The organism is Psychromonas aquatilis (genome assembly GCF_038155185.1).
In the GTDB taxonomy this organism is placed as follows: domain Bacteria; phylum Pseudomonadota; class Gammaproteobacteria; order Enterobacterales; family Psychromonadaceae; genus Psychromonas; species Psychromonas aquatilis.
In genome coordinates this window covers 1-26,154 of sequence record NZ_JBAKAZ010000024.1, presented here as the reverse complement: position 1 = coordinate 26,154, position 26,154 = coordinate 1, and the positions used below count along the sequence as shown (strand labels likewise).

29 protein-coding genes are annotated in these 26,154 nt (G+C 36.3%); 11 read left to right on the top strand and 18 right to left on the bottom strand.

All coding sequences use genetic code 11. The features are described from left to right. Window positions 1-213: 213 nt before the first annotated feature. Window positions 214-2,559: a fatty acid cis/trans isomerase gene (locus V6256_RS08000; protein ID WP_341597592.1), complete on the bottom strand. Its 2,346-nt coding sequence runs from the start codon at window positions 2,557-2,559 to the stop codon at window positions 214-216. A 134-nt stretch (window positions 2,560-2,693) separates the two neighbouring features. On the opposite strand from V6256_RS08000, the gene V6256_RS07995 reads away from it, so the two are divergent. The 3 genes from V6256_RS07995 to dapB all read left to right on the top strand — a co-directional run bounded on the left by V6256_RS07995 (window position 2,694) and on the right by dapB (window position 4,129). Further along, a complete protein-coding gene (locus V6256_RS07995; protein ID WP_341597590.1) occupies window positions 2,694-2,906 on the top strand; it encodes a DUF1289 domain-containing protein in 213 nt (70 codons plus the stop codon). Window positions 2,907-3,051: 145 nt separating this feature from the next. Beyond that, window positions 3,052-3,378, top strand: coding sequence for a DUF2956 domain-containing protein (locus tag V6256_RS07990; RefSeq protein WP_341597588.1), 327 nt, complete (start codon window positions 3,052-3,054; stop codon window positions 3,376-3,378). 19 nt (window positions 3,379-3,397) lie between these two features. Next, entirely contained in the window at window positions 3,398-4,129 is a 732-nt protein-coding gene (dapB, locus tag V6256_RS07985; protein WP_341597587.1) for a 4-hydroxy-tetrahydrodipicolinate reductase, read from the top strand. A gap of 51 nt (window positions 4,130-4,180) precedes the next feature. Here dapB and V6256_RS07980 read toward each other — a convergent pair whose 3' ends face one another. The 9 genes from V6256_RS07980 to V6256_RS07940 form a co-directional block, all read right to left on the bottom strand. Continuing rightward, entirely contained in the window at window positions 4,181-5,290 is a 1,110-nt protein-coding gene (locus V6256_RS07980) for a hypothetical protein (protein WP_341597585.1), read from the bottom strand. Between the two features lie 63 nt (window positions 5,291-5,353). Further along, window positions 5,354-6,259, bottom strand: coding sequence for a cyanophycin synthetase (locus V6256_RS07975; RefSeq protein ID WP_341597582.1), 906 nt, complete (start codon window positions 6,257-6,259; stop codon window positions 5,354-5,356). After that, on the bottom strand, window positions 6,259-7,095 hold the full coding sequence (locus tag V6256_RS07970; protein ID WP_341597580.1) for a hypothetical protein: 837 nt from the start codon (window positions 7,093-7,095) through the stop codon (window positions 6,259-6,261). Before V6256_RS07970 ends, V6256_RS07975 begins: the two co-directional genes overlap by 1 nt. 18 nt (window positions 7,096-7,113) lie before the next feature. Further along, on the bottom strand, window positions 7,114-7,605 hold the full coding sequence (locus V6256_RS07965) for a hypothetical protein (RefSeq protein WP_341597579.1): 492 nt from the start codon (window positions 7,603-7,605) through the stop codon (window positions 7,114-7,116). A 2-nt stretch (window positions 7,606-7,607) separates the two neighbouring features. Next, window positions 7,608-8,063, bottom strand: a complete 456-nt coding sequence (locus V6256_RS07960) for a YHS domain-containing (seleno)protein (protein WP_341597577.1) — start codon at window positions 8,061-8,063, stop codon at window positions 7,608-7,610. Between the two features lie 225 nt (window positions 8,064-8,288). Then, a complete protein-coding gene (gene putP, locus V6256_RS07955) occupies window positions 8,289-9,782 on the bottom strand; it encodes a sodium/proline symporter PutP (RefSeq protein WP_341597575.1) in 1,494 nt (497 codons plus the stop codon). Between the two features lie 201 nt (window positions 9,783-9,983). Continuing rightward, complete coding sequence (locus V6256_RS07950; RefSeq protein ID WP_341597574.1) at window positions 9,984-10,976, bottom strand: DUF2860 domain-containing protein; 993 nt, start codon at window positions 10,974-10,976, stop codon at window positions 9,984-9,986. Window positions 10,977-11,037: 61 nt separating this feature from the next. Continuing rightward, entirely contained in the window at window positions 11,038-11,256 is a 219-nt protein-coding gene (locus V6256_RS07945) for a DUF3820 family protein (RefSeq protein ID WP_341597572.1), read from the bottom strand. Between the two features lie 2 nt (window positions 11,257-11,258). Beyond that, on the bottom strand, window positions 11,259-12,659 hold the full coding sequence (locus V6256_RS07940; protein WP_341597570.1) for an aminotransferase-like domain-containing protein: 1,401 nt from the start codon (window positions 12,657-12,659) through the stop codon (window positions 11,259-11,261). 120 nt (window positions 12,660-12,779) lie between these two features. On the opposite strand from V6256_RS07940, the gene V6256_RS07935 reads away from it, so the two are divergent. After that, window positions 12,780-13,649 (top strand): EamA family transporter, encoded by an 870-nt coding sequence (locus V6256_RS07935; protein WP_341597569.1) that lies wholly within the window; start codon window positions 12,780-12,782, stop codon window positions 13,647-13,649. 83 nt (window positions 13,650-13,732) lie between these two features. After that, window positions 13,733-14,392 (top strand): HAD family hydrolase, encoded by a 660-nt coding sequence (locus V6256_RS07930; RefSeq protein WP_341597567.1) that lies wholly within the window; start codon window positions 13,733-13,735, stop codon window positions 14,390-14,392. 21 nt (window positions 14,393-14,413) lie between these two features. Here the strand turns inward: V6256_RS07930 and V6256_RS07925 are convergent, their stop codons facing one another. Next, window positions 14,414-14,950, bottom strand: a complete 537-nt coding sequence (locus V6256_RS07925) for a lipocalin family protein (protein ID WP_341597566.1) — start codon at window positions 14,948-14,950, stop codon at window positions 14,414-14,416. Between the two features lie 460 nt (window positions 14,951-15,410). On the opposite strand from V6256_RS07925, the gene trhO reads away from it, so the two are divergent. The 4 genes from trhO to V6256_RS07905 all read left to right on the top strand — a co-directional run bounded on the left by trhO (window position 15,411) and on the right by V6256_RS07905 (window position 18,642). Continuing rightward, entirely contained in the window at window positions 15,411-16,394 is a 984-nt protein-coding gene (trhO, locus tag V6256_RS07920) for an oxygen-dependent tRNA uridine(34) hydroxylase TrhO (RefSeq protein WP_341597565.1), read from the top strand. A 189-nt stretch (window positions 16,395-16,583) separates the two neighbouring features. Further along, a complete protein-coding gene (gene gmk / locus V6256_RS07915; RefSeq protein ID WP_341597564.1) occupies window positions 16,584-17,210 on the top strand; it encodes a guanylate kinase in 627 nt (208 codons plus the stop codon). Between the two features lie 87 nt (window positions 17,211-17,297). Then, a complete protein-coding gene (rpoZ, locus tag V6256_RS07910; protein WP_113819230.1) occupies window positions 17,298-17,573 on the top strand; it encodes a DNA-directed RNA polymerase subunit omega in 276 nt (91 codons plus the stop codon). Window positions 17,574-17,664: 91 nt separating this feature from the next. Then, window positions 17,665-18,642 carry a calcium/sodium antiporter gene (locus V6256_RS07905; protein WP_341597562.1) on the top strand — a complete coding sequence of 326 codons (978 nt, stop codon included), beginning with the start codon at window positions 17,665-17,667 and terminating at the stop codon, window positions 18,640-18,642. 471 nt (window positions 18,643-19,113) lie between these two features. Here the strand turns inward: V6256_RS07905 and V6256_RS07900 are convergent, their stop codons facing one another. Both V6256_RS07900 and V6256_RS07895 read right to left on the bottom strand, forming a co-directional pair. Next, the gene (locus V6256_RS07900) at window positions 19,114-19,896 is read right to left on the bottom strand and encodes a Rossmann-fold NAD(P)-binding domain-containing protein (RefSeq protein WP_341597560.1); all 783 of its coding nucleotides are present in this window, start codon (window positions 19,894-19,896) and stop codon (window positions 19,114-19,116) included. After that, window positions 19,896-20,021: a DUF1289 domain-containing protein gene (locus tag V6256_RS07895; protein WP_424141054.1), complete on the bottom strand. Its 126-nt coding sequence runs from the start codon at window positions 20,019-20,021 to the stop codon at window positions 19,896-19,898. Before V6256_RS07895 ends, V6256_RS07900 begins: the two co-directional genes overlap by 1 nt. 150 nt (window positions 20,022-20,171) lie before the next feature. On the opposite strand from V6256_RS07895, the gene V6256_RS07890 reads away from it, so the two are divergent. Next, on the top strand, window positions 20,172-20,528 hold the full coding sequence (locus V6256_RS07890; RefSeq protein WP_341597558.1) for a glutathione S-transferase N-terminal domain-containing protein: 357 nt from the start codon (window positions 20,172-20,174) through the stop codon (window positions 20,526-20,528). Window positions 20,529-20,621: 93 nt separating this feature from the next. On the opposite strand, the gene V6256_RS07885 is transcribed toward V6256_RS07890, so the two are convergent. From V6256_RS07885 to hemC, 5 genes are all read right to left on the bottom strand, one after another. After that, window positions 20,622-21,134 (bottom strand): phosphatase domain-containing putative toxin, encoded by a 513-nt coding sequence (locus V6256_RS07885; protein WP_341597557.1) that lies wholly within the window; start codon window positions 21,132-21,134, stop codon window positions 20,622-20,624. Window positions 21,135-21,240: 106 nt separating this feature from the next. Continuing rightward, window positions 21,241-22,422, bottom strand: coding sequence for a heme biosynthesis HemY N-terminal domain-containing protein (locus V6256_RS07880; RefSeq protein ID WP_341597554.1), 1,182 nt, complete (start codon window positions 22,420-22,422; stop codon window positions 21,241-21,243). Window positions 22,423-22,427: 5 nt separating this feature from the next. Next, window positions 22,428-23,567 (bottom strand): uroporphyrinogen-III C-methyltransferase, encoded by a 1,140-nt coding sequence (locus V6256_RS07875; protein WP_341597553.1) that lies wholly within the window; start codon window positions 23,565-23,567, stop codon window positions 22,428-22,430. Window positions 23,568-23,593: 26 nt separating this feature from the next. Then, complete coding sequence (locus tag V6256_RS07870; protein WP_341597551.1) at window positions 23,594-24,346, bottom strand: uroporphyrinogen-III synthase; 753 nt, start codon at window positions 24,344-24,346, stop codon at window positions 23,594-23,596. After that, window positions 24,343-25,269 carry a hydroxymethylbilane synthase gene (gene hemC / locus V6256_RS07865; RefSeq protein WP_341597549.1) on the bottom strand — a complete coding sequence of 309 codons (927 nt, stop codon included), beginning with the start codon at window positions 25,267-25,269 and terminating at the stop codon, window positions 24,343-24,345. Before hemC ends, V6256_RS07870 begins: the two co-directional genes overlap by 4 nt. Before the next feature lie 408 nt (window positions 25,270-25,677). Between hemC and V6256_RS07860 the strand changes: the two genes are divergently transcribed. Then, a complete protein-coding gene (locus tag V6256_RS07860) occupies window positions 25,678-26,097 on the top strand; it encodes a helix-turn-helix domain-containing protein (protein ID WP_341597546.1) in 420 nt (139 codons plus the stop codon). The last annotated feature ends 57 nt before the right edge of the window (window positions 26,098-26,154 follow it).

Genomic DNA, 26,154 nt, shown 5'->3' with positions numbered 1-26,154 from the left:
AGATAAAAGTAGGAAGATTTAATGGCTTGTTCAATACATTCGCAGAAAATATTACTGGTGGGGGGATATTACACATGCTCATTTAAAACTGCATGTACGCTTGACGTATATCGATCTGATTTATGTAGCTAAATTGGATAAAAATTAGCGTCAATAAAGTTGAAGCAGGTAATACAAATTACCTGCTTCAAGCTGTTTAGAAGATCGTTGTCACTATCGATTTACTAGACGGTTATAGTCGAACAGGCCATATTCAACAGGATCTTGCTCTCGATAAAGATCATGTAAGTGATCGCTCACCTTCCAGAACTTAGGATTTGAACGGCGTACACCGTAATTAGCAATAAGATCTGCAAATGCTTGATCATTTGTTGCTTGTAAAAATAGACTAACAAAATGATCTGTATCAGCAGCTTTCACTTTAAAGATTAATCCAGGATAAGCCCCTAAGAAGCCTTTAAAGATTTCTGCATTATCTTTAGATGGTAAACGATTCTTTTCCTCATAAAGTAAGCTAGATACATTTTTGTGTTCGTTATGGCGTATTAACGTATAAGCCCTATCTTGCTTTTTCTCATCTTCAATAAGAATAAAAGAAACGGGTGGCAAATTAAGTACGCTCGGATTAGGTAAACTATTTAAACGTTTTAGTGGTAAGTCCTGTTCTAGTACTCGATATTGCGCATTGGCTTTTTGTAGCATCTCAGGGGCGTATACGTAGGATTTTAAACGTGCGAGTAGCTCTGCTTTTGGAAATTCCGTATCAAATTTAAGGCCTGTAGGACGTGAGTCCATTAAGTTTTTATCTTCAAGGTAATTAGTTAATTCTTTTGTTGCTCCTAAATACCAACTTGTTAAAACAGGCTCTCTATATTCATTCGGGATAAAAGAAATGAAGTTTGATTCCGCTTCGATACGTAAAAAATCCATGTACAGTCGCGTCGTCACTTGATGACCTAAATTACCGTAAACATCAAAACCAGCAACCAATAAATAATGGATACGTTCTAGAATTGGAAAATCAATGACCCAAGCAGTTTTAGGTTGTTTTCCAAGCGCGCCTTTAACAACAGTGGCACTATCAACATGACGGAACACAGTTAATGCTGCATTGTCATTGCCAGACCAGATATTAGTCAAGTCTAGGCCCTTTTCATAATCCATAAAACGTTTGATATATTCACTTTTTGCTTTTACATACTCGCGGCTGCCATCTGCATAAGAAAGCCACTCAATCACTGACAAGTTATTACTGCTCGATTCAGCTGGTAACCTCAGGTTATTGGCTTGCTCATAAACAAAACTATCCACATCAGCATTAGCAGTAGAAGCAGGATCAACAAAAAATACCCAGAATTTATCATTAATCACATTAACAGCGACCTGTCCTCTACACACTGGGCCTTTAATAAAGCCACTGATCGTAAAGTAAGCTTCTTTTAACATAAATACATAGCGAGACTGAGTAGGAATATCCTTAAACACGATAAAGGGATTAAAGTCTGCATAATCAGGCAGAGATTCAACATTAAAATCAGCATCGTAAAACAGCTCATCCCATAATTTCTCACGCTCGTCATTAAACACGTAAGGTAAATTAGTTTTAACTAATGTCGTCCCTGGATCTAAAACTAAACGATAGTAAACACGTTCCACTTTAGGATCATCATAAGGTCGACGTGTTGGTATTATTTTAACAGGCTCACCCGGCGGAGTTGATGAGCGCACTAATTTAAAGAACCGAGGAGGTGTTTCTGCACTAATAGGTAATGCATCGAAATAGATATGCGCTAAAAAAATATGCTCATAAATATAACGCGCGACTAACTTATCTTTTACCGTATCGCCATTTAATTTATTTTCCCAGTGATTAACTAACTGAGTCGCCTCATTCGATAACGGTAAGCTTTCAGACATTGGCGCGCCTTTTGCTATCCATAACTCTAAGGTTTTAAACTCTTCTCGCGTTAAATTAGGTAAACCATAAGGCATGCCAGCTAAAGGAGTATCATCTTGATAATCTTCTAATTCATTCAGGTTAGGGCATTGTTCTTGACGATCTAATGAGTAATTAAACTGTTCGTCTAAGACACCTTCTCGTTGCTGAGGAAAGCGTTCTTTCTGCAATAGTAGCTGGTACATAACACTGCCTTGCAAGTTCGCTATTGTTGTTTGATCTCGTTCATTTAATACCGGTGTAAAACCTTTTTCACGCCATTCTTCTGTATGGTGTGCATCGATAAATAATCGAGAAGGCTTTGCACCTAAAATTCGTTCGCCATCATATACTTTTTCTTTACTTCCCCCACGGTCTATTCCTTCTGCAGAAGAGAGCTTTAACTGGCAAGGTGCGTCATAACAACCATGACAAACAACACAACGCTTTTCAAGAATTGGCATAACTTGTTGACGGAAGTCTTTTGCTAATGGAGTATCGGTAGCTAATTGTCTAGGCCTGGGTTTCTCATGACCAAAGTCTTCGTCCAGTTTATCTGTCGCATCTGAACAGGCAGCAAGTAATAGAGACAATACGGATAAAATTAATAGTTTAAAACTCATGTTAAGGTTCTCTAAAATTGCTAGAATATTAATGTGGATGTTAACAAACAATGATCTTATTAACTATCAAATTGATGTGTAAGGTAGTATGTAAGGTGGCGTTTAAATCAATGATAATAGATAAGGTACATTAAATGAAATTTAGTCCATGCACAGGTGACTGCACAAGTAACAAAAAACGTTGTGGAGGCTGTGGCAGAAGTAGAGATGAAATAACAGAAACGCAATTAATCACAAAGCAGCTTGTAGAGCATTTAGTGAAGTATAATTACAGCGATCCAGAGAATTTTTTAGAGAATGTCACTAAAAAAGCCATTAAAAGGTCTAAAAACGCAGAAAAAAAGTGATAAAGGCTTTCAAAGCTAAAGACAAGAAAGCCGGTAAAAAGACCAAGAAACAAAACAAAAAATCGCAGAAAGGTCATAAAACGGCGAAGAAAAAGTTAAAGCAAAAAACTAAAAAGCGTTCAAAATAGAATTAAGAAGATAATTAATGGCTAAATATAAACAACCTCCAGTCTCACAAGAAACAGAAGATGATGCTCTGGCAATGGCCAAAAAAGTACAGAAGCCTGGACAAACTAAGGAGCAGACGAAACTGGTTGCTTTAGGTATCCAAAAAGGCATTGCTGAATATAAAAAATTAGCCAAAAGCAAACAACGTGAGGCAGATAAAGCAAAAAATAAAAAAGCCGCAATCATTGATAAAAATACTACATCTGAAATAACAGACACGAAGTCAACCTCTTCAACCTTACCTTGGACATTGCTTGCATTAAGTTGGGTAGGATTTTTGAGTTACTATTTTTTAAAACAATAAAGAAAATCAAGGAATAAACATGGTTAAAGTAATTGTCAACGGTGCAAAAGGTCGCATGGGCGGTGAAGCCGTTAAAGCAGTTAAACAAGACAGCGAACTAGAACTCGTTGCAGAATGTGACTTTGGGGATGACCTAGCAGCAATAATCAAATCAACGGGGGCTCAAGTTGTTGTTGACTTAACGGCCGCTTCTGCTGGTTTTAATAATACACAAACGATTCTTAATGCGGGCGCTTGTCCTGTTATTGGTACCAGTGGTTTCCTTGAACAACAAGTTGCAGAGTTACAAGCATTAGCACAAGAAAAGAAACTGGGCGGCTTAATTGCACCTAATTTCTCTATTGGTGCTGTGTTAATGATGAAGTTTGCTGCTCAAGCAGCTAAATACTTACCTGATGTTGAAGTGATTGAAGCACATAGTCCTCAAAAAGAAGAAAGCCCATCAGGTACAGGTATTCGAACAGCTGAATTAATTTCAGCGGCACGTACTAAAGCAGCGACACCTTGTAGCGATAAAGAGTTAATTGAAGGTGCACGTGGCGCAGAATTGAATGATGTTAAATTACACTCTATCCGCTTACCTGGTGTGGTAGCACAGCAAACTGTGTTCTTTGGTGGATTAAGTGAAACGCTAAAAATAGAGCATAACTCACAACATCGTGAATCATTCATGCCTGGTATTTGTTTAGCATGTAAAGAAGTCGTGAAACGCTCTGAGCTTGTTTACGGTTTAGAATACTTGATGGATTAAGCTATTTCCTTACCATCAAAAAAAACGCCAGCATCACGCTGGCGTTTTGCATTATAACGCCACTGATTTAGCTCTCTTACCATATAAAAAATAAACCAATACTAATGGTGTACAAAGGTAATAGATAACCTGTAACTGATGAACTGCCGTATCTGTGGTCATGGTCAGTACAGCAATCACACTAAAAAAGACCACTAACATAAACTGAGAGTAATAACTTTTACAGATAATATAGCGTGTTGGTTTATCTTGGCGGGCAATATCATAGAATCGTTTATTAAAGGCAAGGCGAAAGAAGTTACTTAAAAAAGCAGCAAGTAATAAACCACTATAAATAAACAGGCTATCCATTTCGGTATCAAGAAAGCCTCTAATCAACCAAGAAAAAGCATAGCCTAATACAGCAATTCGATAGATTTTTTGAGTATCAACTCTATCAATATATTTTTTAATCACAAAAAATATCAAGGCTAATAGAATGCTTAAGGCAATTAAAATAAGCCCTAACTGCATGACACTTTCTTGAGTTAACATATAAATAGTTAATAACCAGAAATAACTTTCTAAGAATAAAAATAACCCATCAACCACAAAAATAAGTGATGAGTGATGTTGATCTTGAAATTTAATCACTTGTTTTAAGGTAAAGGCTGGTACCTGTTTTAACTTCGCTAATTGTGTATTACTTATTAAGCTTTTATATACCAACAAAAATCCTAATAATGACAGCATAAAAGACAGTAATAACAAACTGATAAAGTACTCCATACCTAACAAGTAACTGCCAATTAAGACCCCACTTTTTAATGCAAATACGACCAGTATCTGGAAGTTACCAAAGGTATTACCAGTGTTCTTATCTTCAGTGATTGCTTGGAATAATAAGCGTTGAGTCGACCAATAAAAGCAACCTGCCGCACCATTTATTAAAGCACCAACCGTGGTGATCAGTGTATGATCTCCCCAAAGTAATGACACAACAAATAGACTTTGCAGAATAAAGGATAAGCTGATTAACTTCGCCCAATCATGCTGAGCACGTAAACGATCCCAATAATATAGGGCAAATACAAACCCCGTGGCCGTTAAGGCGATAAAGAGAGCAATATCACTGATGCTAAGGCCTTTATCCCACAGAATCACTGCGATAAATAAAGGCATCAAGCCTAACAGGAACGAATGAAATCCTGTGAAGAGGTAAAAAGTGCGTGTTAAAGCTGACACTTAGAAGGTATCAGACTGTTTAACTTCTAATGCATCTAACTCATCAAAGTACTCACTGAGGTCTTCAGCTTCACCATAACGAGGGTAAGCATGCATTTTTAGGTATGGGCGAGAATTCACTTCTAAAAAGATACACTTTTGCTCACGATAATCAGATTCGATCCCCTTTTCTAAAATGACATCGATGCCTAATATATTCGCGTCAAACAAGTTTAAAACATTTTTAAACAAAGCTTGATTTTCCTCTGGTAGTAATTGTTTATCAATCACTTCCACCACCCCACCTGGCGCTAAAGAGATGCGATAAAATAGTGTTGCACGCTGCTCAGCTTGTAATACAGAATCAAAGTCTAACCCCTGTTTTGCTAAAAAGGCACGTGATTGAGCGGTTTCTTTTAAAGGTGAAATCACCGGGTACAATTTCATTTCTTCACGAATCGCATTTTCTTTAAGCATTAACTCTCGAATTGTTGAAGTACCATCACCTTTAACTGAAGGCGCATAACGCTGCAGTACTGACACAATTTTACCATTTGCAACAACAACGCGATAATTTTTACCTTCTAAAAACTGTTCCACAACAGTGAACGGCCACCATAACTTCGCTAAGAAAATAGCTTTCCATAATTCTTTATAATTTCGGATAGGAAAATGACTACCGCGTGAAAAGCCACTTACATTAGGCTTAATAACTAAAGGAAAGCCATGTTGCTTAGCAAAACGGATCGCAGTAAAAGGGTTAAAGAAGATTAATCCCTGTGCGTGTGGAATGCCTCCTTGCTGAAAACGTGCTCTAGCTTGTTCTTTGCTTCGACAGCTACGGCGAACTTCTAAACTATTATAGTTACTGCATCCACCCATGAATTTTTTACTAATCCATGCATATATTATTTTTTTAATTTTCATTAAGAAAGCTCATTTTTGGTACTTGATTTTAATAATCTAGCAGAGTGTAATTTTTGGAAAAAGATAGGTTTCACAACTTGATTTGCTGGGATATCTTTAGTGACTAAAGCGAGTTGTTTCATACTGGAAACAATAAACTTAAATTTAGATGAAAAGCTCATATCTTTAGTTAATAAAATCAATGGCATTGGAACATAAATATTAATTTCAACAATAGAGAAATTACCCGCTAATAAAGCGTCTAATGAATCAGCTCTTGCACAATAACGCGCTATTTTAAACGAGCCAATGTTAGACAATAACTGCTCTATTTTGTGTATTTTTTGAATCGATAACTCAGGCATGCAAGATCGATAATATGTATGGTTATTATTAATACCATTAACCGGCATGTCCTCATCACTATTATTACAGGTTTCACTCACTGAAATAATAGCGGATGAATTATTGGTACTTGCACCAGGAATATAAAAAACCTCAAACTCACGCTTCCCTTTGGCAGCAGCCTGTATTAAGTAGCGTGGTCCTTTGGGATTTCTTTTCGCTCGATGTTGTTGAAGTTGTTCAATAGAATCAATACGACAAACCCCCTGTGAATTTTGTCCCCACTCTGGTTTCAAAAAAACAGGGAACTGCTCTGGAGCAATATCACCTTGGTCAATAAACTGCTGTAAACGCCACTGCTCTGGGATTAATGAATCCATATCCAACTTAGAAAAAATATGTCTATGTTGATTGAAGTAGTTGGCGTTGAGTTGAAAGTACTTCCATGGCGCAACTAAAAAACGACAACACCATAAAATATAAGAAAGTACGAGCAAAATACGTGTTAACAAAGGTGATCCTTACTCATTCTATTTTTTTTTGTAATCAAGATAATTAGTGATGAACAAAACAAAGCCTAATACCGCAATAGACACTGCCGCATAAAATAAACTACCGCCATCACTCTGCCCTTCATGGATAACAACCACACCTAAAGGCGTCACTAAGTGAAAGAATGCAGCGCCAGCCATTACACCTGAAGCCATTAAACCGCCCACAGCATGAATTAAACTACGACTAGGTGAACATTGTAATAGGTTAACCTTTTTGAGTAACCAAAAAATAGCTGGTGACAATAAAACAATTGAAGTGATTAACTCAACTGTACCCACAGCATAAGAACCATAATTAGCAAACCAACTGCCAACTGACTCACCCAATATACCTTGCATCCAAGCACCGATAGTACCAAAGATATGTTGAGTATCTGGATGTAACGTAAACTTGTAAGGAAGAGAAGATAAAAAAACCTTACTCGTCCATAAAACAATCAACCAACTAAAAATAGGTAACACTCTCATAATTATTCCTTATCTAATTTAGACCAATTAAGATCAGCTTTGGTAATAAAGTTATCTTTATCGGCTATCCATGTCGCTTGAACAGACTCATCATAGTTTAAATATAACTTACCTTTATATACACTCCAAAATGCTGGTTTGCCAGGCGCTGTCTCGTTATCAGCCATTGCCCAAGCACAATAGCCACCGTATTGAGGTGCATACTTTTCAGGGTTATTTTTAAATAGAGTTAAATGTTCCTTTGTTGAAAAGAGCCAATCAGCTCCATTATATTGTAGCTTGTATTCGTCACTGCCTTCCACTGCTTTATTTTCAGTGAAGTACGATACAACATCATAACCACCAGCGGCCTTGTTGCTAAAAAAACTTGTGTATACCGCATCCGCAGCATTTGCACTTTGTAATGAAGCAAAGCTCATGACGATTAATACTTTTAACATTAAGAATATTTTTTTCATGATAAATCAACTTTTTTTGTAATGAATGTAAATAACTAGACCACAGAACAATCGCTTTTATTGCATATAGTACATAAAAAAATCAATTTTCTTCTTATTCTCAATGAATAGATATAAAAAAACCCCACTAAAGTGAGGTTTTTAATAAATAGCAATATTGCGACTACTATTTGTAAATAGATATCAAAGCCTCACCGAAGTGAGGCTTTCTATAAATAACTAAACTTATAGCTTTGAAAGTTTATCTTTCATCTCTTTATGTTTAGCTAACATCGTGTCACTCGGTGCTTTAGTTACTAAGCTCACTAGCACGATAGCAATTGTTGCGAAAACGATACCTGGTACGATTTCATACATATCAAACCAACCGCCAGTCAACTGTTTCCATACGACAATGGTAACACCACCGACGATAATGCCCGATAATGCACCTAAGAAGTTCATACGTGACCAATACAGGCTTAGTATAACAACCGGTCCAAAGGCAGCACCAAATCCAGCCCAAGCATAAGACACTAAGCCTAATACTGAACTATCAGGGTCAAATGCCAGTGCTAATGCAATTAACGAGAGACCAACAACACCTAAACGCCCTACTAATACCACTGTTTCAGATTTTGCATCAGGCTTAATAAGCTGTTTAAAGAAGTCCTCTGCTAATGCAGAAGAAGACACTAATAGTTGAGAGTCGGCAGTACTCATGATCGCCGCTAAAATAGCTGCTAATAAAATACCTGCAACAACTGGGTGGAAAACACTATTTACAAGTATCATGAAAATAGTTTCACTATCTTCTAATACACCACCTAAGTTTGCATCAACAAAGCCAATACCAATTAAACCAACGAATATCGCACCTGTGATTGAAATAGCAGTCCAAACAAGAGAAATACGACGCGCTGTAGTTAAGTCTTTATTACTACTTGCAGCTTGGAAACGCGCTAAAATATGAGGCTGTCCAAAGTAGCCTAAGCCCCAAGCAACCAGTGATATTATCGCAATGCCAGTCATCTCTTTACCTTCCATATCAGTAAAGACAGTCAGCAAGTTAGGGTTTTTGTCCGCCAGAGAAGTGGTTAATTCATTCAATGAACCATCCATTGCCATTATCGGTACCGCAACTAACGCTGCAGCCATTAACAAACCTTGCACTAAATCAGTCCAAGATACTGCTAAGAACCCACCAAATAACGTATATGAAACAACACAAACTGTGCCGATAACCACTGCTATTTGATAATCCAAACCAAATACGGTTTGAAACAATTTACCGCCGGCAACTAATCCTGCACTAGTATAAAAAAGAAAGAATAATAAAATGAAAAAAGCAGAAAAAGTTTGTAAAAGTTTACTTTTATCTTCAAAACGACGAGAAAAGTATTCCGGTAAGGTTAAAGAATCATTGGTAATAATAGTGTAAGTACGTAAACGTCTTGAACAAATTAACCAATTTAACCAACTACCGACAAGTAGGCCACCAGCTAACCAGAAAGAGCCATACCCAGCAACAAGTGCATAGCCTGGTAGGCCTAATAATAACCAGCCACTCATATCTGAAGCTCCTGCAGATATTGCTGTCGGCCAAGGGCCTAGTTGGCGCCCACCTAAAAAATAGTCTGATGAATTTACTGTCTTTTTATAAGCCCAGAATCCAATTCCCATCATCATCGCTAAATAAAAAATAAAAGTTGCGATCACTGCAACATTTTGGTCCAACATAAAAAATAACCTCCTAAACACTCCCTGTGAGAATCAGTAATAAAGACATAATCATTCCTTAATCACGTCCTTATTATTAGCCTAACAAATAGAAATTGATTAATCAGGTGAAAATTATTTTGAGCTAATTTTAAGCGTTGACTGTATATTTCAACCTTTATTTTGTGACACACCTCTCACAAAACAAGAGTCATTCACAGGCTAATATTCAAAAACCACCCCTGTAGAGATAATAAAACTACTATTATCATAGAACTTAATATCCGAATCTTCTTTGTTATATCCAGCCATAACAGTCCAACTCCAACGCTCCCAATTAAATGGTTTTTTATAACTATATAGAGAGAAGATCCCTGCTTGTTTAGCATCTTGTTTATTATCAAAGATAGGATTCAGTTCTTGATATTTGCTAAAACCTGCATGAATTGTAGTGACCAAAGTATGTCGATCTTTAAACATCAATAGGGTTAGTTGTGCTTTATAGAGGCCAAAACTATTCGCATCACCATCAGCATTACGGTGGGTATATTGTAAGTTAGGCTTTACTAACCAACCTTTCGCGAGAGGCAACATAGTTTCAACTTCAAATCGCTGATATAAACTATCGCGTTGCAACAGCTTTTGTTCAGCTAAACTACCTAACTGACTTTGCCCGCTCTTTTCATCATCAATACTGCTACTAGCTAGGCTATATTTTAGCGTTAATGGGCTGCCTAACACATTTTCAATGGCAACTCGTCCTCCACCAACATGCTTATCAGTTTTCTGACGTGCGCTCCCCTCTACAAATGGGTCCTCCCATGCCTCACTAAATAAAGCTAACTTTGGAAAGGCAGCAATAGTTAACTTTGTATTATCAGCAAATCGGTGTACCAGCCCTAATTCATATTGAAACTGTGCTACAGCAACCTGGTCTTTACTATTACCTAAAAATAACTGCGTATTTAATGAATCAAAAGTGTATTGAATTCTGCCTAATGGGTAAACAATCGCTGAGCCACTGGATTTACCGTTATTATCTAAATTATTAGTAACAGTATTTTCGCTATCAGTATCCAGTTGAGATTGTTTCTGTGTATAACCTACATTTAAACTTAAGCTGCCTCCCCATCCTGCTTCTTTACTTAAGGGCTGTGCTGCATTTGCAATACTCGATAACAACGCGATAAATGTAAAACTAAATCCTTTTAACATAAGGTTTCCTTTTTAATATGTTGATAACAGTATTACGTGCTATATCTACATGAGGTTTACTTTATTGTTTAACTAACGGCGCTAACATTTTTTCTAAACCATTCAATTTTATTTCATAAATTAAAGCCAGTTGCTCCCCTAACTTCCCCTCAGGAAAACCTTTACTATTAAACCAAACTAAATAAGGCTCAGGTAAATGAATTAGCTTACTCCCGGCGTACTTACCAAAAGGCATCACTTGATTAATTGCATCACTTAATAGCTGTGGGTTATCTAACATATTTATTCCTTTAAGCAGGTTTGAATCAATTTTATTAGGCAGGATAGTTGCACAGCAACCTGCGTAGCCGTCATATCAAAACCAATGTTTAAGCGAAAACAATGGTGATATAACGCTAGCGTACTAAACTCATCTCCGATGCGGATATCCACTTTATTTTGCCTTGCTAAGTGTTTTAATTGGCTGGTATCAAGTTTAGCAACCTCAATCCATAATACAAAACCACCAGCAGGATTACTTATTTTACTCCCTTCAGGTAAATTTTCTTGTAGATAAGTCATATACAGCTGAGTTTGTTGCTGTAAATGTAAACGTACCTTTTTAAGATGATTAATATAATCACCACGAGCAATAAAATCAGCTATAGCCAACTGCAATGGAGAAGTTACTCCTTGGTTTGCGAATAAGCGTTGTCGCAAATAAGCATCTAAGTAACGCCCCGGTAAACACCAACCAAGCCGATAGCCTGCGGCAATTGTTTTAGATATCGAACCGCACCAAAGTACATAACCTTCGCTATCCCAATGTTTTGCTGGTAAAGGGATCACCTTCTTAAACCCTAATTCAAGATAAACATCATCTTCGATAATAGGTATCTTATAACGTGTTGCCAATTCAACTAACTTTTGTTTTTGTAGCGCACTCATTGATATTCCCTGTGGATTCATATGCGAAGTACAAAACAATCCTGCCTTTATAGTGCCAAACTGCATCTGCTTTTGTAGTTGTTCGAGGTCGATCCCCTCTTTAACAGATGGGATCTCAACAACTCTTCGCCCCATTACCCCTAATAACTCCAATAAACCTGAAAAGCAGGGAGAACTAATAGCAATGGCATCGCCAATATCCGTGGTAATTTCAATCGCAGTTCGTATCGCATCTAAGCAACCATGAGTGACCACGCAGTTTTCTGCTGCAAAGTGGAAATCAACATTTTTGAAGTGTGTGCTTAGATTCTCTCTCAAGCTTATTTCGCCTTGCGGGTTAGGGTAATGACTTAATAACCCTCCTTGCTGCTTCATTGCTCGTTTAAAACTTTGCTGCAATTTAACAACAGGCATTAAGCTAGGATCATAGCGAGCAATACCAAGTGGGCATGGATCTATAAATGGATTATAGGCTTGAGGTAATGAAGGCTGAGTAGTGACACTTTGAAAAGAAATTAAAGTAGGCGCTGTTGGCTTATTATTAAGTAATGACTGATTTGCCACATAATAGCCCGACTGTGGTTTAGCTAATAACCAACCTAACGACTCTAAATGTTGATAACAATTTAAAGCGGTCGTCATACTAACGTTATGTAGCTGTTTAAAATTACGCAGTGAAGGCATCTTAGCATTAACTGCGAGTTGTCCTGATTCAATCTTATTTATGTACTGTGCTGCTAATTGCTTATATCTCATGATTGCTGCCCATCAAACTGTACCGCTTTATTTTTTAATTATTGTATCTGTTCTCTTTTTTAGTTTGTTTAATAATAAGCATAAGTGCAAGTAACCCATCAGCAATTAAAGGAAGAAATAATGAAAAGAAATGATTTAATATTAGGTGTGTTAGTGATGGTTGTATGGGGATTAAACTTCTCTGTTATTAAGTTAGGTGTTAATGAGATTAATCCTCTACTGTTAACAGCATTACGCTTCACTTTAGCTACTTTTCCTGCCATCTTTTTTGTGAAAAGACCAAATGTGTCATGGTTATATTTAATTGCCTATGGGTGGTTATTTGCTATTGGTATTTGGGGAATGGCAACTTGGTCAATACAAGCAGGATTAAGTGCAGGTATGGCATCGGTTTTACTGCAAATGAACGTCGTATTTGGTCTATTCTTAGGTTATTTTCTATTAAAAGAAACGCTTTCGATAAATAAAATCATAGGAAGTGGTCTTGCCATCATTGGTTTATCCCTTTGTCTAACGGTAACGGATGGTTCAGTTACTCAATCAGGATTAATATTAATACTATCTGCTGCACTTGCTTGGAGCCTAGCGAGCATAATTGTCAAGAAAGCGGCGCCCAAACAGGTATTTGCTTTTAGTTTATGGGCTATGGCATGTGCGCCAATTCCATTGTTTTTAATTGTTTATTTCCAAGCAGGTCATTTACCTTTCACTACGCTATCAACTCAACTAAATGGTCACGTTATCTTCTCAGTACTATTTCAAGCTTATCCAGTCACCTTATTAGGATACTGGATTTGGAATCGTTTATTAGTTTCTTATCCGCTATCTACAGTAGCGCCTTTCACTTTATTAGTGCCTATTTTTGGTTTATTAGGCGGGGCATTATTTTACCAAGAAGACATTAGTGCTATCACTGTAGTAGCTAGTATATGTGTAATTAGTGGTGTGTTTGTTGGCTTTCTTAACATTAGATACCTAAGTAAAGCCTGAGATTGTCAGCAGCTATAGTCGACCCTTTATAGATTGTAAAAAATAGGTACACTAGCCAAAACTATTTATTGATTGGATGTGTTATGACTTACCAAGCCGCTATTTTTGATATGGATGGCCTGCTGCTAGATACTGAACGTGTCTGTATGCAAGCCTTCGAACAAGCCTGCCAACAGTTATCACTGACTTTTGTTAAAAGTGCATACTTAAAAATTATTGGCCGTAATGCCAAAGGCATTGAAGAGGCTATTATGTCTCATTATGCACCCTATACTGAGTATGCACCCTTGCGTAAAGCATGGATGGATGGATATTGGCCAATCGTCGAAAATCAAGCGATTCCTATTAAACCCGGCGTGGTTAATTTACTTGAATGGCTTCAAGCTGAGTCAATTCCAATCGCAGTAGCGACTTCGACCCATCAAAAATTAGCAAGAACAAAGCTGAAACTGGCTGGTATTGACCATTACTTTGAACATATTAGTAGCGGTTGTGAAGTAAGCCACGGTAAACCTCATCCTGAAATATTTTTATTAGCTGCGCAACGTTTAAATATTGAACCAGAAAAGTGCTTAGCATTTGAGGATTCAAGTAATGGCGTAATATCAGCTCTTGCTGCCAATATGCAGGTGTATCAGGTACCAGATCTAGTGGTACCTGATCAAGATATCATCGCACTTGGCCATAAAATTAAACCATCAATGGACCAAGTTTTAGCCGAGTTAAAGCAGCAAAAACAATGATAAGTCAGTTTTAAAGCCTGATTACTTACTTTCTGCTGTATTACTGTCTTGATCAACAAAGATTAGCTGCTCTGTTGCAAAACCATATTTTGCAGCAGTATCAATGAAGTCCTGCTTAACCTCATCACTTACTGTTGGCGTTCTAGACAATAACCATAAATACTCTTGGTTATAACCAGTGACAAAAGCATACTGATAATTTACTTGGTCCATTTTGAAAATAACATATGAGCTATAAAATGGGCCAAAAAAAGACACTTTTAAATGGCCTGTTTGTGGGTCTTCAACAAAGTAAGCTTTACCTACCGCTTCTTGCCACTCATTATCTTCAGCAGAGTAACCTTTATTAATAACCTGAATACCGCCATCATCTTGCATTGAGTAGTTTGCACTAACTTGCGTTAAACCTTCCTCAAAAGAATGATCTAATCGTGCAATTTCATACCAAGTACCTAAATAACGTTCACTTTCGAAGTTTTTAACTGCACTCATCCCTTCTGGAATACCAGTACAGGCGACTTGTAATAATGCTGCAAGTAAGACAATAAATGCTTTCATATCAAATCCTCATAAAAAAAATAAATTCTACCTATTAATTACGTCGAATTTACCGATTAAGATCAGCTTTTTAGTATTAGTTTGCCCAAATACTCTATATTATGCGTCCCTAAATATTTATATGCCGTGTTATTACTTAAATATGAGCATCTGAGATAACTTGATTTACTAAGTAATATCACTAAAAAAACGCTCATAAAATGATTTTTATAAAAAATATTTTAGTAAAAAACGCCAATATAAATAAAATGACAGCAAAAAAATTACATTAAAAACACGTTAAAATAATAGAAATAAATACGTTGTTTTTCAGTGACTAAAATCATCATGAGACAATGTTTTATTGATATTTTAGAGAGTAACTCGGTTAAAAATTAACATAAGCGTTGCGTCCTACACTGTTGAGCGTATAATGTCAACCAGAATTAAAGATCTTAGATCACAGAAATAGGAATAAATTATGTCGAATATAATTGTTTGTGCTTTATATCGATTTGTTGCTTTAACAAACTACGAAGAGATACAAGCACCTCTACTCAATATACTTAATGCGAACGAAGTAAAAGGAACATTATTACTAGCAAGTGAAGGTATTAATGGAACAATTGCAGGCGAGCAGGAAGGGATCGACAATGTCCTAAATTGGTTAAAATCAAATCCAATTCTGGCTGACCTTACAGCAAAATTTTCACGTGATGATGAAAACCCTTTTTACCGCACAAAAGTAAAACTGAAAAAAGAAATCGTTACCATGGGTGTTGAAGGCATAGACCCTAACCGTACTGTTGGTACATATGTGAAACCTAAAGATTGGAATGCCTTAATTAGTGATCCTGAAGTATTATTAGTTGATACCCGTAATGATTATGAAATCAGTATTGGTACATTTGAAAATGCAGTTGATCCTAAAACGACTAATTTCAGAGAGTTTCCTGAATACGTTAAAGAAAACCTCGATCCAAAAAAACATAAAAAAGTTGCTATGTTTTGTACCGGTGGTATCCGCTGTGAAAAGTCTACAGCTTATTTAAAAGAGCAAGGTTTTGATAATGTTTACCACCTTGAAGGCGGCGTACTTAAATATTTAGAAGAAGTACCTGAAGAAGAAACAATGTGGAAAGGCGAATGTTTTGTTTTCGATAACCGCGTTTCTGTTAACCATAAGCTAGAAAAAGGTCAATATGACCAATGTCATGGTTGTCGTTTGCCGATTACTGAAGAAGATAAAAAATCAGATAAATACATGAAGGGCGTTAGCTGCCATCAATGTCACGACAGTTTGTCTGAAGAGCAAAAACAACGGTTTTTGGAAAGAGAAAAACAAATTAAGTTATCTGAACAACGTGGACAAGCACATATTGGTTCAGATGCATTAAAACAATTGCAAGAAAACAGAGCAAAGAAACAAGCTAAAAAAGTATTGCAACGTAACACCACTGCATAAAAAAAAGGCTCTCTATCATCAATTATAGAGAGCCTCCTATATTCACGCTTAGCCTTAAAAATAAATCTTTAAAAAGACATCACTCGTAAAATAAGTGATAATTTGCGCTACGCAAAATTTTAGTTTAGTGCTTATTCAGTGTGAACTTAAAACCCAATCGAATTTAATACAGTTTCAGGAAACTTAACTATGTCTCAAGTTGGCACGTTATATATCGTATCTGCACCAAGTGGCGCAGGAAAATCTAGTCTAATCAAGGCATTACTAGCCGACAAACGTAACCAACCTTCACAAGTATCAATATCTCATACCACTCGAGATCCAAGACCAGGTGAAGTTAATGGTGAACATTACCATTTTGTTAGTGTTGATGAATTTAAAAAATTAATTGAAGAAAATGCATTTTTTGAATGGGCTGAGGTATTCGATAATTATTACGGTACATCACGTGTTACTATTGAAGAGTCGTTAGCACAGGGCATCGATGTTATGCTAGATATTGATTGGCAAGGTGCTCGTCAAGTAAGAGATGTAATGCCTAATGCAAAAGGTATTTTTATTCTTCCGCCGAGCCGTGAAGAACTAGAAGCTCGTTTGAATAAGCGTGGGCAAGATAGTGCAGAAATCATCGCTAAACGTATGCAAGAAGCACAATCAGAAATGTCACATTACGATGAATATGATTATTTAATCGTAAACGATGACTTTGATACTGCGACACAAGAGTTCTCTGCTATTGTACAAGCATTACGTAGCGAACAAGAGAAACAAGCAATTAAACACAGCAAAACCATTAAAGCATTATTAAAAGTATAATCTTTATACGAAGGTGCTGGATCAATTCTTGTTTAGCACATATAATAAGCGCCCTTTTTTATGTAAATAACTTTTTGGAGTTCAGCAATGGCACGAGTAACCGTTGAAGATGCAGTAAATGTAGTAGGTAACCGTTTTGATCTTATCTTAATGGCCTCACGCAGAGCTCGTCAGCTTGCAACACAAGGTAAAACACCTTTAGTAGAGCCAGAGAATGATAAGCCAACTGTAATTGCATTACGTGAAATAGAAGAAAACTTAATCACTAATGAATTAATGGATATCCAAGATCGTCAAGAAAAGCATGAGAAGCAAGCTGCTGAATTAGCTGCTGTTGCTGCCATTGCAGAAGGTCGTGGTTAATTCCAGCAGACTTTAGATAGATTAAAAAAACGCTGACCATGAAAATGCTCAGCGTTTTTTTATAGGTGATTATAAATATAATGAGGAAATTGTGACTGCTTTATTACTCCCCGCGCTAGCAATCATCATCGGTTTTGTTTTATTGATTTGGAGTGCAGATAAATTTGTACTTGGTGCGTCGAATACCGCACGTAGTTTTTCTATTTCACCTTTAATTGTAGGTGTTGTTATTGTTGGGTTAGGTACCTCTGCACCTGAGATGTTAGTGTCTGCAATTGCTGCTGCAGAAGGAAATACCGGACTCTCTATCGGTAACGCTATTGGCTCAAATATTACCAATATCGGCTTGATGTTAGGACTAACTGCCTTATTTTATCCATTACAAATACACTCCAAGTTATTAAAACGAGAAATGCCGATATTATTAGCTATATTGCTATTAAGTTATTATCTACTTTGGGATCAACACCTAAGCTTTTTTGATGGTTTATTGTTGCTTGTTTTAATGTTTGCCATGTTAGGAGTCACTATTTGGGAGGCACAGCATCACAGCAAGGATAGTTTACCTCAAGAAATATTAGATGAATTACCAGAAGAAATAACAAAATCCCAAGCATTATTATGGTTAACAGTTGGTATTTTAGTATTGATCGTATCATCGCGTATATTAGTATGGGGCGCGGTTGAAGTAGCTGTTTATTTTAACGTAAGTGATTTAATTATAGGCTTAACTATTGTTGCTATTGGTACTAGTTTGCCAGAGCTTGCTGCCACCATTGCAGCTGCCCGAAAACAAGAGTTTGACCTTGCCGTTGGTAACATCATCGGCTCTAATATTTTTAATATCCTAGGTGTAATGGCATTGCCAGGGTTAATTCATCCCGATAGTTTCGACCCTGTTGTATTAACTCGAGATTACCCAGCGATGATTGGTTTAACCATTGCGTTAATTTTGTTTTCCATCGCTTGGAAGAAACAACACATGAGTCATTTAGGACGTGTTAAAGGACTCATTTTTTTACTCGTCTATATGCTTTATATGTATTGCTTGTATAACGGCATAAAATAAGGCTTTAACCCCTTCTTTATTATTAATTAAAGAGGGGTAGCTAAAGCGCTACACACAATCAAAAATAAACTTCGGTAATTTTAACCTTATAATACCAATTATATTAAATAAGTGATCTAAATTTTGCGCAGGAAAAATGACTGAGTTCAAGGCGTAATTTGAGTTAAATAGTTGTTCTATTTGCGAAAATTACAACGAAGAAATAAGTTATTTTAACAAGTAAAATAGATCAGTTAATTAGTGTGATTGGTATAAATATACTAAACCTTCCATAATGCTCTACGATAGAGAATAAAAATAGCGAACTCAGGTTGTTTAATACCCTGAGAACATAGAACACAAATCGTAATAGAAAATACAGTTGAGAGATTACAAAAGCTGCAAGCTTAATGCCTCTAAAAGTACAGACATTAAGCTTAGTTTGAATGTGATTGAGAAATAGCTAAGTTAATATTGTTAATATATCAATCTCTAGCAAAGGATCTCTGAAATATCCGGATAAATAAATTGAAAACCCAATGTGTTTTTTATTTTTTCATTGCAAATAACCTTGTTTGAGCCTTTATCTGCAATAACATAATCTGGCTCTGGATAGCCCAGTGAAAGTGCCATTTTTGAATAATATTCTTTTTTAACTGGATGAGTATCGGCACAGCCGTTAAAAACTTCTCCCCACGCATTTTGCTCTAATACTGTCGCAATCAATCTAATACAATCTACTTGATGAATAAGATTAACTTTAGCATTACCATCTTTTATCACTTTTCCACCGGCAAAAAAGCGTCCTGGATGTCGTTTAGGTCCGATCAAACCAGCCAAACGAATAATAGTGCAATCAAAATGCGTATTATCAGTAAATAGCTTCTCTATTTTACGTAAGTTGTTCTCAACATGAATTGAATCAGTTTCTTTACATAAGCTCTGATCACTGCCATAAACAGAGGTCGAGCTAATAAACAGAACATGCTTAATTGTGCTTCTTTCAATTTCACTGCGTAAGTTTTGAAATGCTTCAATGGATTTATTCGTAATATTAATAATCAGTATTTCTGAATTCAAAAACGTTTGAACTTGTGTCGACATCTCCTCAATATCAACGAGATGAGCTTTAAATCCTAACGTCGCTAATTGTTTTGATTTTTCCAACGAACGAGTCGATAAGTGAATGGTTTTCACTACTCCTAGTAAATGCTCTGCTAATGGAAGCCCTAACCAACCGCTCCCTAGAATACTGATTGAAGTATCATGACCCATTAACCTTTCTCCCTAAATACTATTGTTTCTTTTCTTTGTAGTGCATTAGCAACGATATTTTCTTTCTCTATCTCTGTTGATGTCGACCACTCCATTATTTCGTCTAAAGATCGGAAACATCCCATGCAGACATTTTGCTTATCCAGAGTACACTTTTTAATACAAGGCGAAATAGCTTTAATCACATTGCTTCCTTAATAATTTATTCAAATCTATGATGCTGGATTATAATCAGTTACACTTTTACTAATTTAATCCACTATAAAGAGATAAAAATGAAAATAATCCGTTGGTTGTTAGGCCGTTTAATTTTAGCGCTAAATTTTATTTTTTCACCGAAACAACTATCTAGAAGTCCTAGTGAGCAACAAAAAGTGGACCTAGAAACTAAAAATCTACAATTATTTCAATTCGCAGCATGCCCTTTTTGCGTAAAAGTACGTCGAACAATACATAAGAATGCCTTAAATATAAAATTAGTCGATGCTAAAGTGCCTGAGAATAGACAATTACTAATTGATCAAGGTGGGAAAGGAACTGTTCCTTGCTTGCGTATAGAAGAGAATGATCAAGTAACTTGGATGTATGAGTCATCAGATATTATTGATTATTTAGAAAAGAGATTTGCTTAGTTTAAATAAAACAATACTCCCTCATTATATACACTGAGGGAGTCATAAACTGCCTAAGGCGAGCTTAAACCTACCTAAAGCCTCGACCCCTTCTTACTCTCTAATAAGTGCTTGCTGAATTGACTCAATATATTCAACCTGTAAAGGAAGAGAGAAAGCATTCGGTCTTATTTTTTTAATTTTAGGTAATACCTTTTCTAATTTTTCACCGCGCTCTAACAATATTTTAGCGGCGACTATCCCAGTACGACCAGAGCCACCTTTACAATGAATAGCGATGCTTTTTTCATTTTCTAATAAACGATGAATTGCAATTCTTGCAGATTCCCAAGACTCATGAAAAGCAAGATCAGGCTGAGAATCATCTTCAATAGGTAAATGAAACCATGATAGCCCTATTGATTTAGCCAGTTTACCAATATGTTCTAAAGACAGTTTTTTTAGCTCTTCAGTTTCCATTAAGGTAATCACAGCACTAACACCACTACGCTTTAAGTCTTTTAACGAGGCTTCAATCGTTGCTTCTTTTGTACCTGGGCATGGCGTTAATATTAATTTAGCAGAGCTATTTTCAATAGCGAGAGGGAATATAGGATGAGAAGTCATTACAGCACCAATACCAATATAGAAGAAAAAGAAAATACCAATACAATAGCAATTAGCAATGACATATTTATGACGTCATTGCTAATCAGCTAAAAAGGTAATTTAATTATTGCACAGCAAATTGCAACCCTTCACGATAATATACATTTGCTTGTTCACTATCCCCTTGCTCCTCTAAGAGAGAGGCAAGCAAGTTATAATCATTGACGTTAGGTAAAGATTTAACGCTTTCTGTTAAGTGAGAAACAACAGCTTCCGGTTGGTTCTCCTTCAATTTTAAGTAGGCCAATGCTTGATGTACGTAATCTACATATTGTGATTTCTTAAGTTGTTTTTCAAGAAATGCAATTAACTCAGAAGTATCTTCCAATTCAACTTTTTGTAAATATGGCAGTAAAGGTAAAGAAAGTTGGCGATGTAATTTATCTAATAAAAAAGTTTTAGCTAATTCACCACGTCCATTATCAATATAAGCGTTAATAACCGCTTTTTGATAAGTTAACTCTTTACGCATCCAACGAGGAGTCTCATTATGCCAATAATCATCTAATAATTTTCCATCTTCCATCGCAAGCTTCTGGAATAACTGCTGATGTGCTTTTAGCTCTAAGGCATTGAACTCTTGATCGCTAAAGGTCAAGGATTTACGCTGTGTATGCAACAGGTTAATCAATTTTTCCCACTCATTGATAGCAGAATAGGTATCGAGACAATATTGTAAAACTTGTTTATTTTTTGGGAACTCTTCTTCTAACTCATTTAATGTCGCCAATGCATTTTCATACTGGCGAGCATCAAGTTGTAATTCAGCCCAGACTAGGCCAACGGCTAACTTACAACCTGGATGTTCACTTGCTCGCTGTAAATAATCATCACGCTGCTCAAAGTCACCATTTTTATGAGAAGCACGTGCAGCAGAGATATATGTTAATGCTGGCGCTTCTGTTCGTGGAGCAGATTTAGATAATAATTTTTGAGCTTGCTTTGTGTCACCTTCTAATAAAGCTAACATCCCCAAACGGCTATTTTTTTGTGCTTTAAGCGTTTTACGCTGACCAAACCAACCACGAGTATAACGGCTTAAAGAAAACAGTCTGCGTAGGCACCATTCAGCTAATAACAACAAGAAATAGAAGATAGTAATAACGATAATTGCACTAACAATCGTTGTCTCATAAGTTGTATAACTATCAAATGAAATCAGTAAATAGCCTTTATGGGCGCTTAATTCTGGTGCAAAGATCATTGCAGCGATTAAAATAACAAAAATAATCAAAAGACGAATCATAATATTTACTCCGCACTTTCAATAGCAAACACTTTGCTAACGCGTTGCTTTAATATACGAGACAACAATGGAGCACTTTTGAATTGATCTGGGTAAGAAACACTCACTTTTTGCTCACTCAATCGCTTGATCACACTATAAAATTGGCGGTTATTTCTATCTTCCAAATCATAGAAAAGCTCAACTGAGTCCATTGCACTTTTTAAAGCTAGATCATAAATATCTTGCTGCTCTCTATAAACAGCAAACTCCGCTTTAGATAAGTCACTTCTTAGGTTTTCTTTTAAATACCAGGCTTGATCAGGAGAAATAAGTGCTTCAACCGGTTCATCACGGTGATTAATAACAACAAAGTTATTAACAAATGAACTCCATGATTTATTTAGATTAGTTTCCCAGTCTGCAACATCACCAGATACATTTTTATTATCTTTATCTGACACCTCAGGCATCTCTAGCCCAACAACGTTAAGATCATCAACTCGTCCCTGTAATCCTGATAGCGCCAGCACTATGCCATCAATATCGCGCGTTGGTAGCGCTTCTAGCGTATTGATATCTTCAAGTAATGCTCTACGTAAAGGGTTAAGGCTTGGGTCGCCCATTGCGATAATTCGTTTATCAGCAGCTTGTAATAACGCAAGAGAAGATCGTAAATCATGCTCTAACCATAGTTTACGGCCAGATAAGTTAATTAAGTATTCAACTTCAGATAAAATCCAATCGCTTGAATCTCTACTGTTTGCCTCAGCAAATTTTCGTTGTAGTGTTTCAACATCAGCACTAAATAATTTACTTTTATTTTGTTCATCTAACAGTTGTAGGTTTAACTGTTCTATCTGAGTTTTTAATTTATCGGTAGAAGATTTGCTTTGTCTAAGTTTAGCGTTTTGCTGTTCAATTTTAGTGGTTAATTGAGTAGATAAAGCATCTACTTTATGTTGGTAACCACCATTAGCAACGATAGTGTTTTTATAGAGATAAAAACTAAAAGCTAAACAACAAAGAGAAAGTAAAAAGCAAATAATAATCAAAACTATCAATAGTTTGGATTTCTTTTTCGGCTCTTCGACAGTTTTTTGTTCATCATTTACAGCATCATTTGGTTCGATTAATGTCTGCTTTTCAGTATTATTATCAGTCATAACTATCCTATTATAAAACTAATGGGCTATACACTATGGCCATTACCTAAGTTAAAAAACTCAGTTACTTCTTCAGTCTTTAAACTAGGTAACAATACAACATGTTGAGCACCTAACTTATACGCATGATTGGCAACTCGTTGACTAGGAACATAAAGGGTTAATCCTAATAACCATTTTACATCCTTACTTGGTACTAAAGTGAATAGTTGGCTTAAAATTTCTATACTACTGATAATAACACCATTTATGGCGCCTTGTTGCCAATTATTCACCAATTCATGACCATTTAGATCAATTTTTATTCGTTTATAAACTTGAAACAAATCTACTATAGCACCGCGCTCTGCCAATTTCATTTCTAGTAAATCACGACCGCCTTTACCACAAATGATTAAGATTCGTTTCGAATTAATCTGTTTCAAAGCATCGAGCGCTAATACTCCTTCGCTATCAAAGCGGGATTCTGGGCATAGCACAGGTTGACCAGTAACATCCATCAACTGCTTTCTTGTTGACTGACCTACTGCAACATAAGTTGCATCAGGCCAATCATCAGACATTTGTTGATTAGCAAACTTTACGGCATTACCACTAATAGCAATGATAATATCAAAGTCACCAGATGTAATTGAAGAAACCATACTTGAGTCAGACATTGAATTAACCGTCAATAAAGGCTGTGCAATTGCAAAGCAGCCTATACTATTCAATTGACTGGTTAATAAACTAGCATGTGGCTCAAAGCGTGTAACCAATAAACGAGGCTTTAAACTCACTTATAGACTTCACTTAAAATTTCTTTTGCACCTGCACCTAATAATTGTGCCGCCAGTTTTTCACCTAGTGCTTTAGCTTGATCTTGGTGGCCTCTAATTTCTTTTCGGATAATATGAGTCCCATCGACGCTACCTACCAAACCACGTAAGTAAACTTGATCACCATCTAATAGCGCAAAACTACCGATAGGTACTTGGCAACCGCCTTCAAGAGCCAAATTCATAGCACGCTCAGCAGTTACTCGAATAGATGTTTGTTGATGATTTAAAGGCGCTAATAACGCTAGGGTTTGCTCATCATCTAAACGACACTCAATACCAACAGCACCTTGACCAACAGCAGGTAAACTCACTTCAGGTTCAATAAAACTAGCAATACGATTATCCATCTCTAAACGCATTAGGCCAGCAGCAGCAAGAATAATAGCGTCATACTCACCATCATCTAGTTTACGTAAACGAGTATTAACATTACCGCGTAGATCTTTAATAATTAAATCAGGTCGTAATTCTCGAATTTGGCTTTGACGTCTTAAACTGCAGGTACCGACAATCGCACCTAATGGAAGGTCAGAAAGGGTTTTGTATTTATTCGATACAAATGCATCGCGAGGATCTTCACGTTCACAAATAATGCTAAGACCTAACCCTTCAGGAAACTCAACAGGCACGTCTTTCATTGAATGAACTGCAATATCAGCTTTGTTTTCTAACATCGCAACTTCTAATTCTTTAACAAATAGTCCTTTACCGCCTACTTTAGCTAAAGGTGTATCAAGAATGATGTCCCCTTTAGTTTTCATCGGTAACAATTCCACAGTTAAATCAGCGTGATGTTTAAGTAATTCAGCTTTAACAAAGTTAGCCTGCCACATTGCTAATGGACTATGACGTGTTGCAATACGAATAATTTTTTTAGACATAAGAGTCTCTCTAATAAAAAGATAATTTATGCTATCAAATACAAATTAATGATCCATAGAAATATAAAAGAAAATAGAAATCAGTACAAAACAATAACAAGATGGTGCAAATAAACGACACAAACAGTGTTGGTATAATCTTTCATTGGTCACTTCATCGATAAAAAAACATTTGAGGGCGATGAATATTTATCTACATTAATGAATAGAGTGAAAGTTTTTGGCTTGATGCAAGCAGGGAGACTAAAGTCACCGCCCCGAAGTAAAGTGTTGCTTATTGAAGTTAGCCAAAAAATCCCGCAATTAATTCAATCGCTACACCTACAAGAGCACTTGTCGCTTGCTTGATGAATAATACCATTTCCGATAAATATGTGATCTAATTAAGATTCTTACAAAGGAGCTAGTATGAGCCACAATTTTACTGAATTAATTAATGCGACAACCAATGCGAGACAACGACTAAAATTACTCGCAGTCTCACATTTTTTAGAAGGGAAAAGCAGAACTGATATTGCGGCTTTTTTAAAGGTAAGCCGTAGAAGTGTCAACATTTGGATTAAAGCATACCTTCACTCTGGGTTACCAGGTTTAGAAGTAAAGCCTCGCAGTGGAAGACCTCATCGACTCACGCCAGAGCAGCTTGCTAACATAAAGCAATATGTGATTGATAATGCGATAAAATCAGATGGAGGCCGTTTGCAGGGGAAGGATATAAAAGAATATATTGAAACAACATTCGGGGTCACTTATCAAAAAACCAATATTTATCATTTACTCAACAAATTAAATCTAAGCTGGATAATACCAATTCCGTTAAAAATGTGATCTAATGTTTATATTCAAAGGAGATGATATGAATCACGATTTTTCTGGCCTTATTAA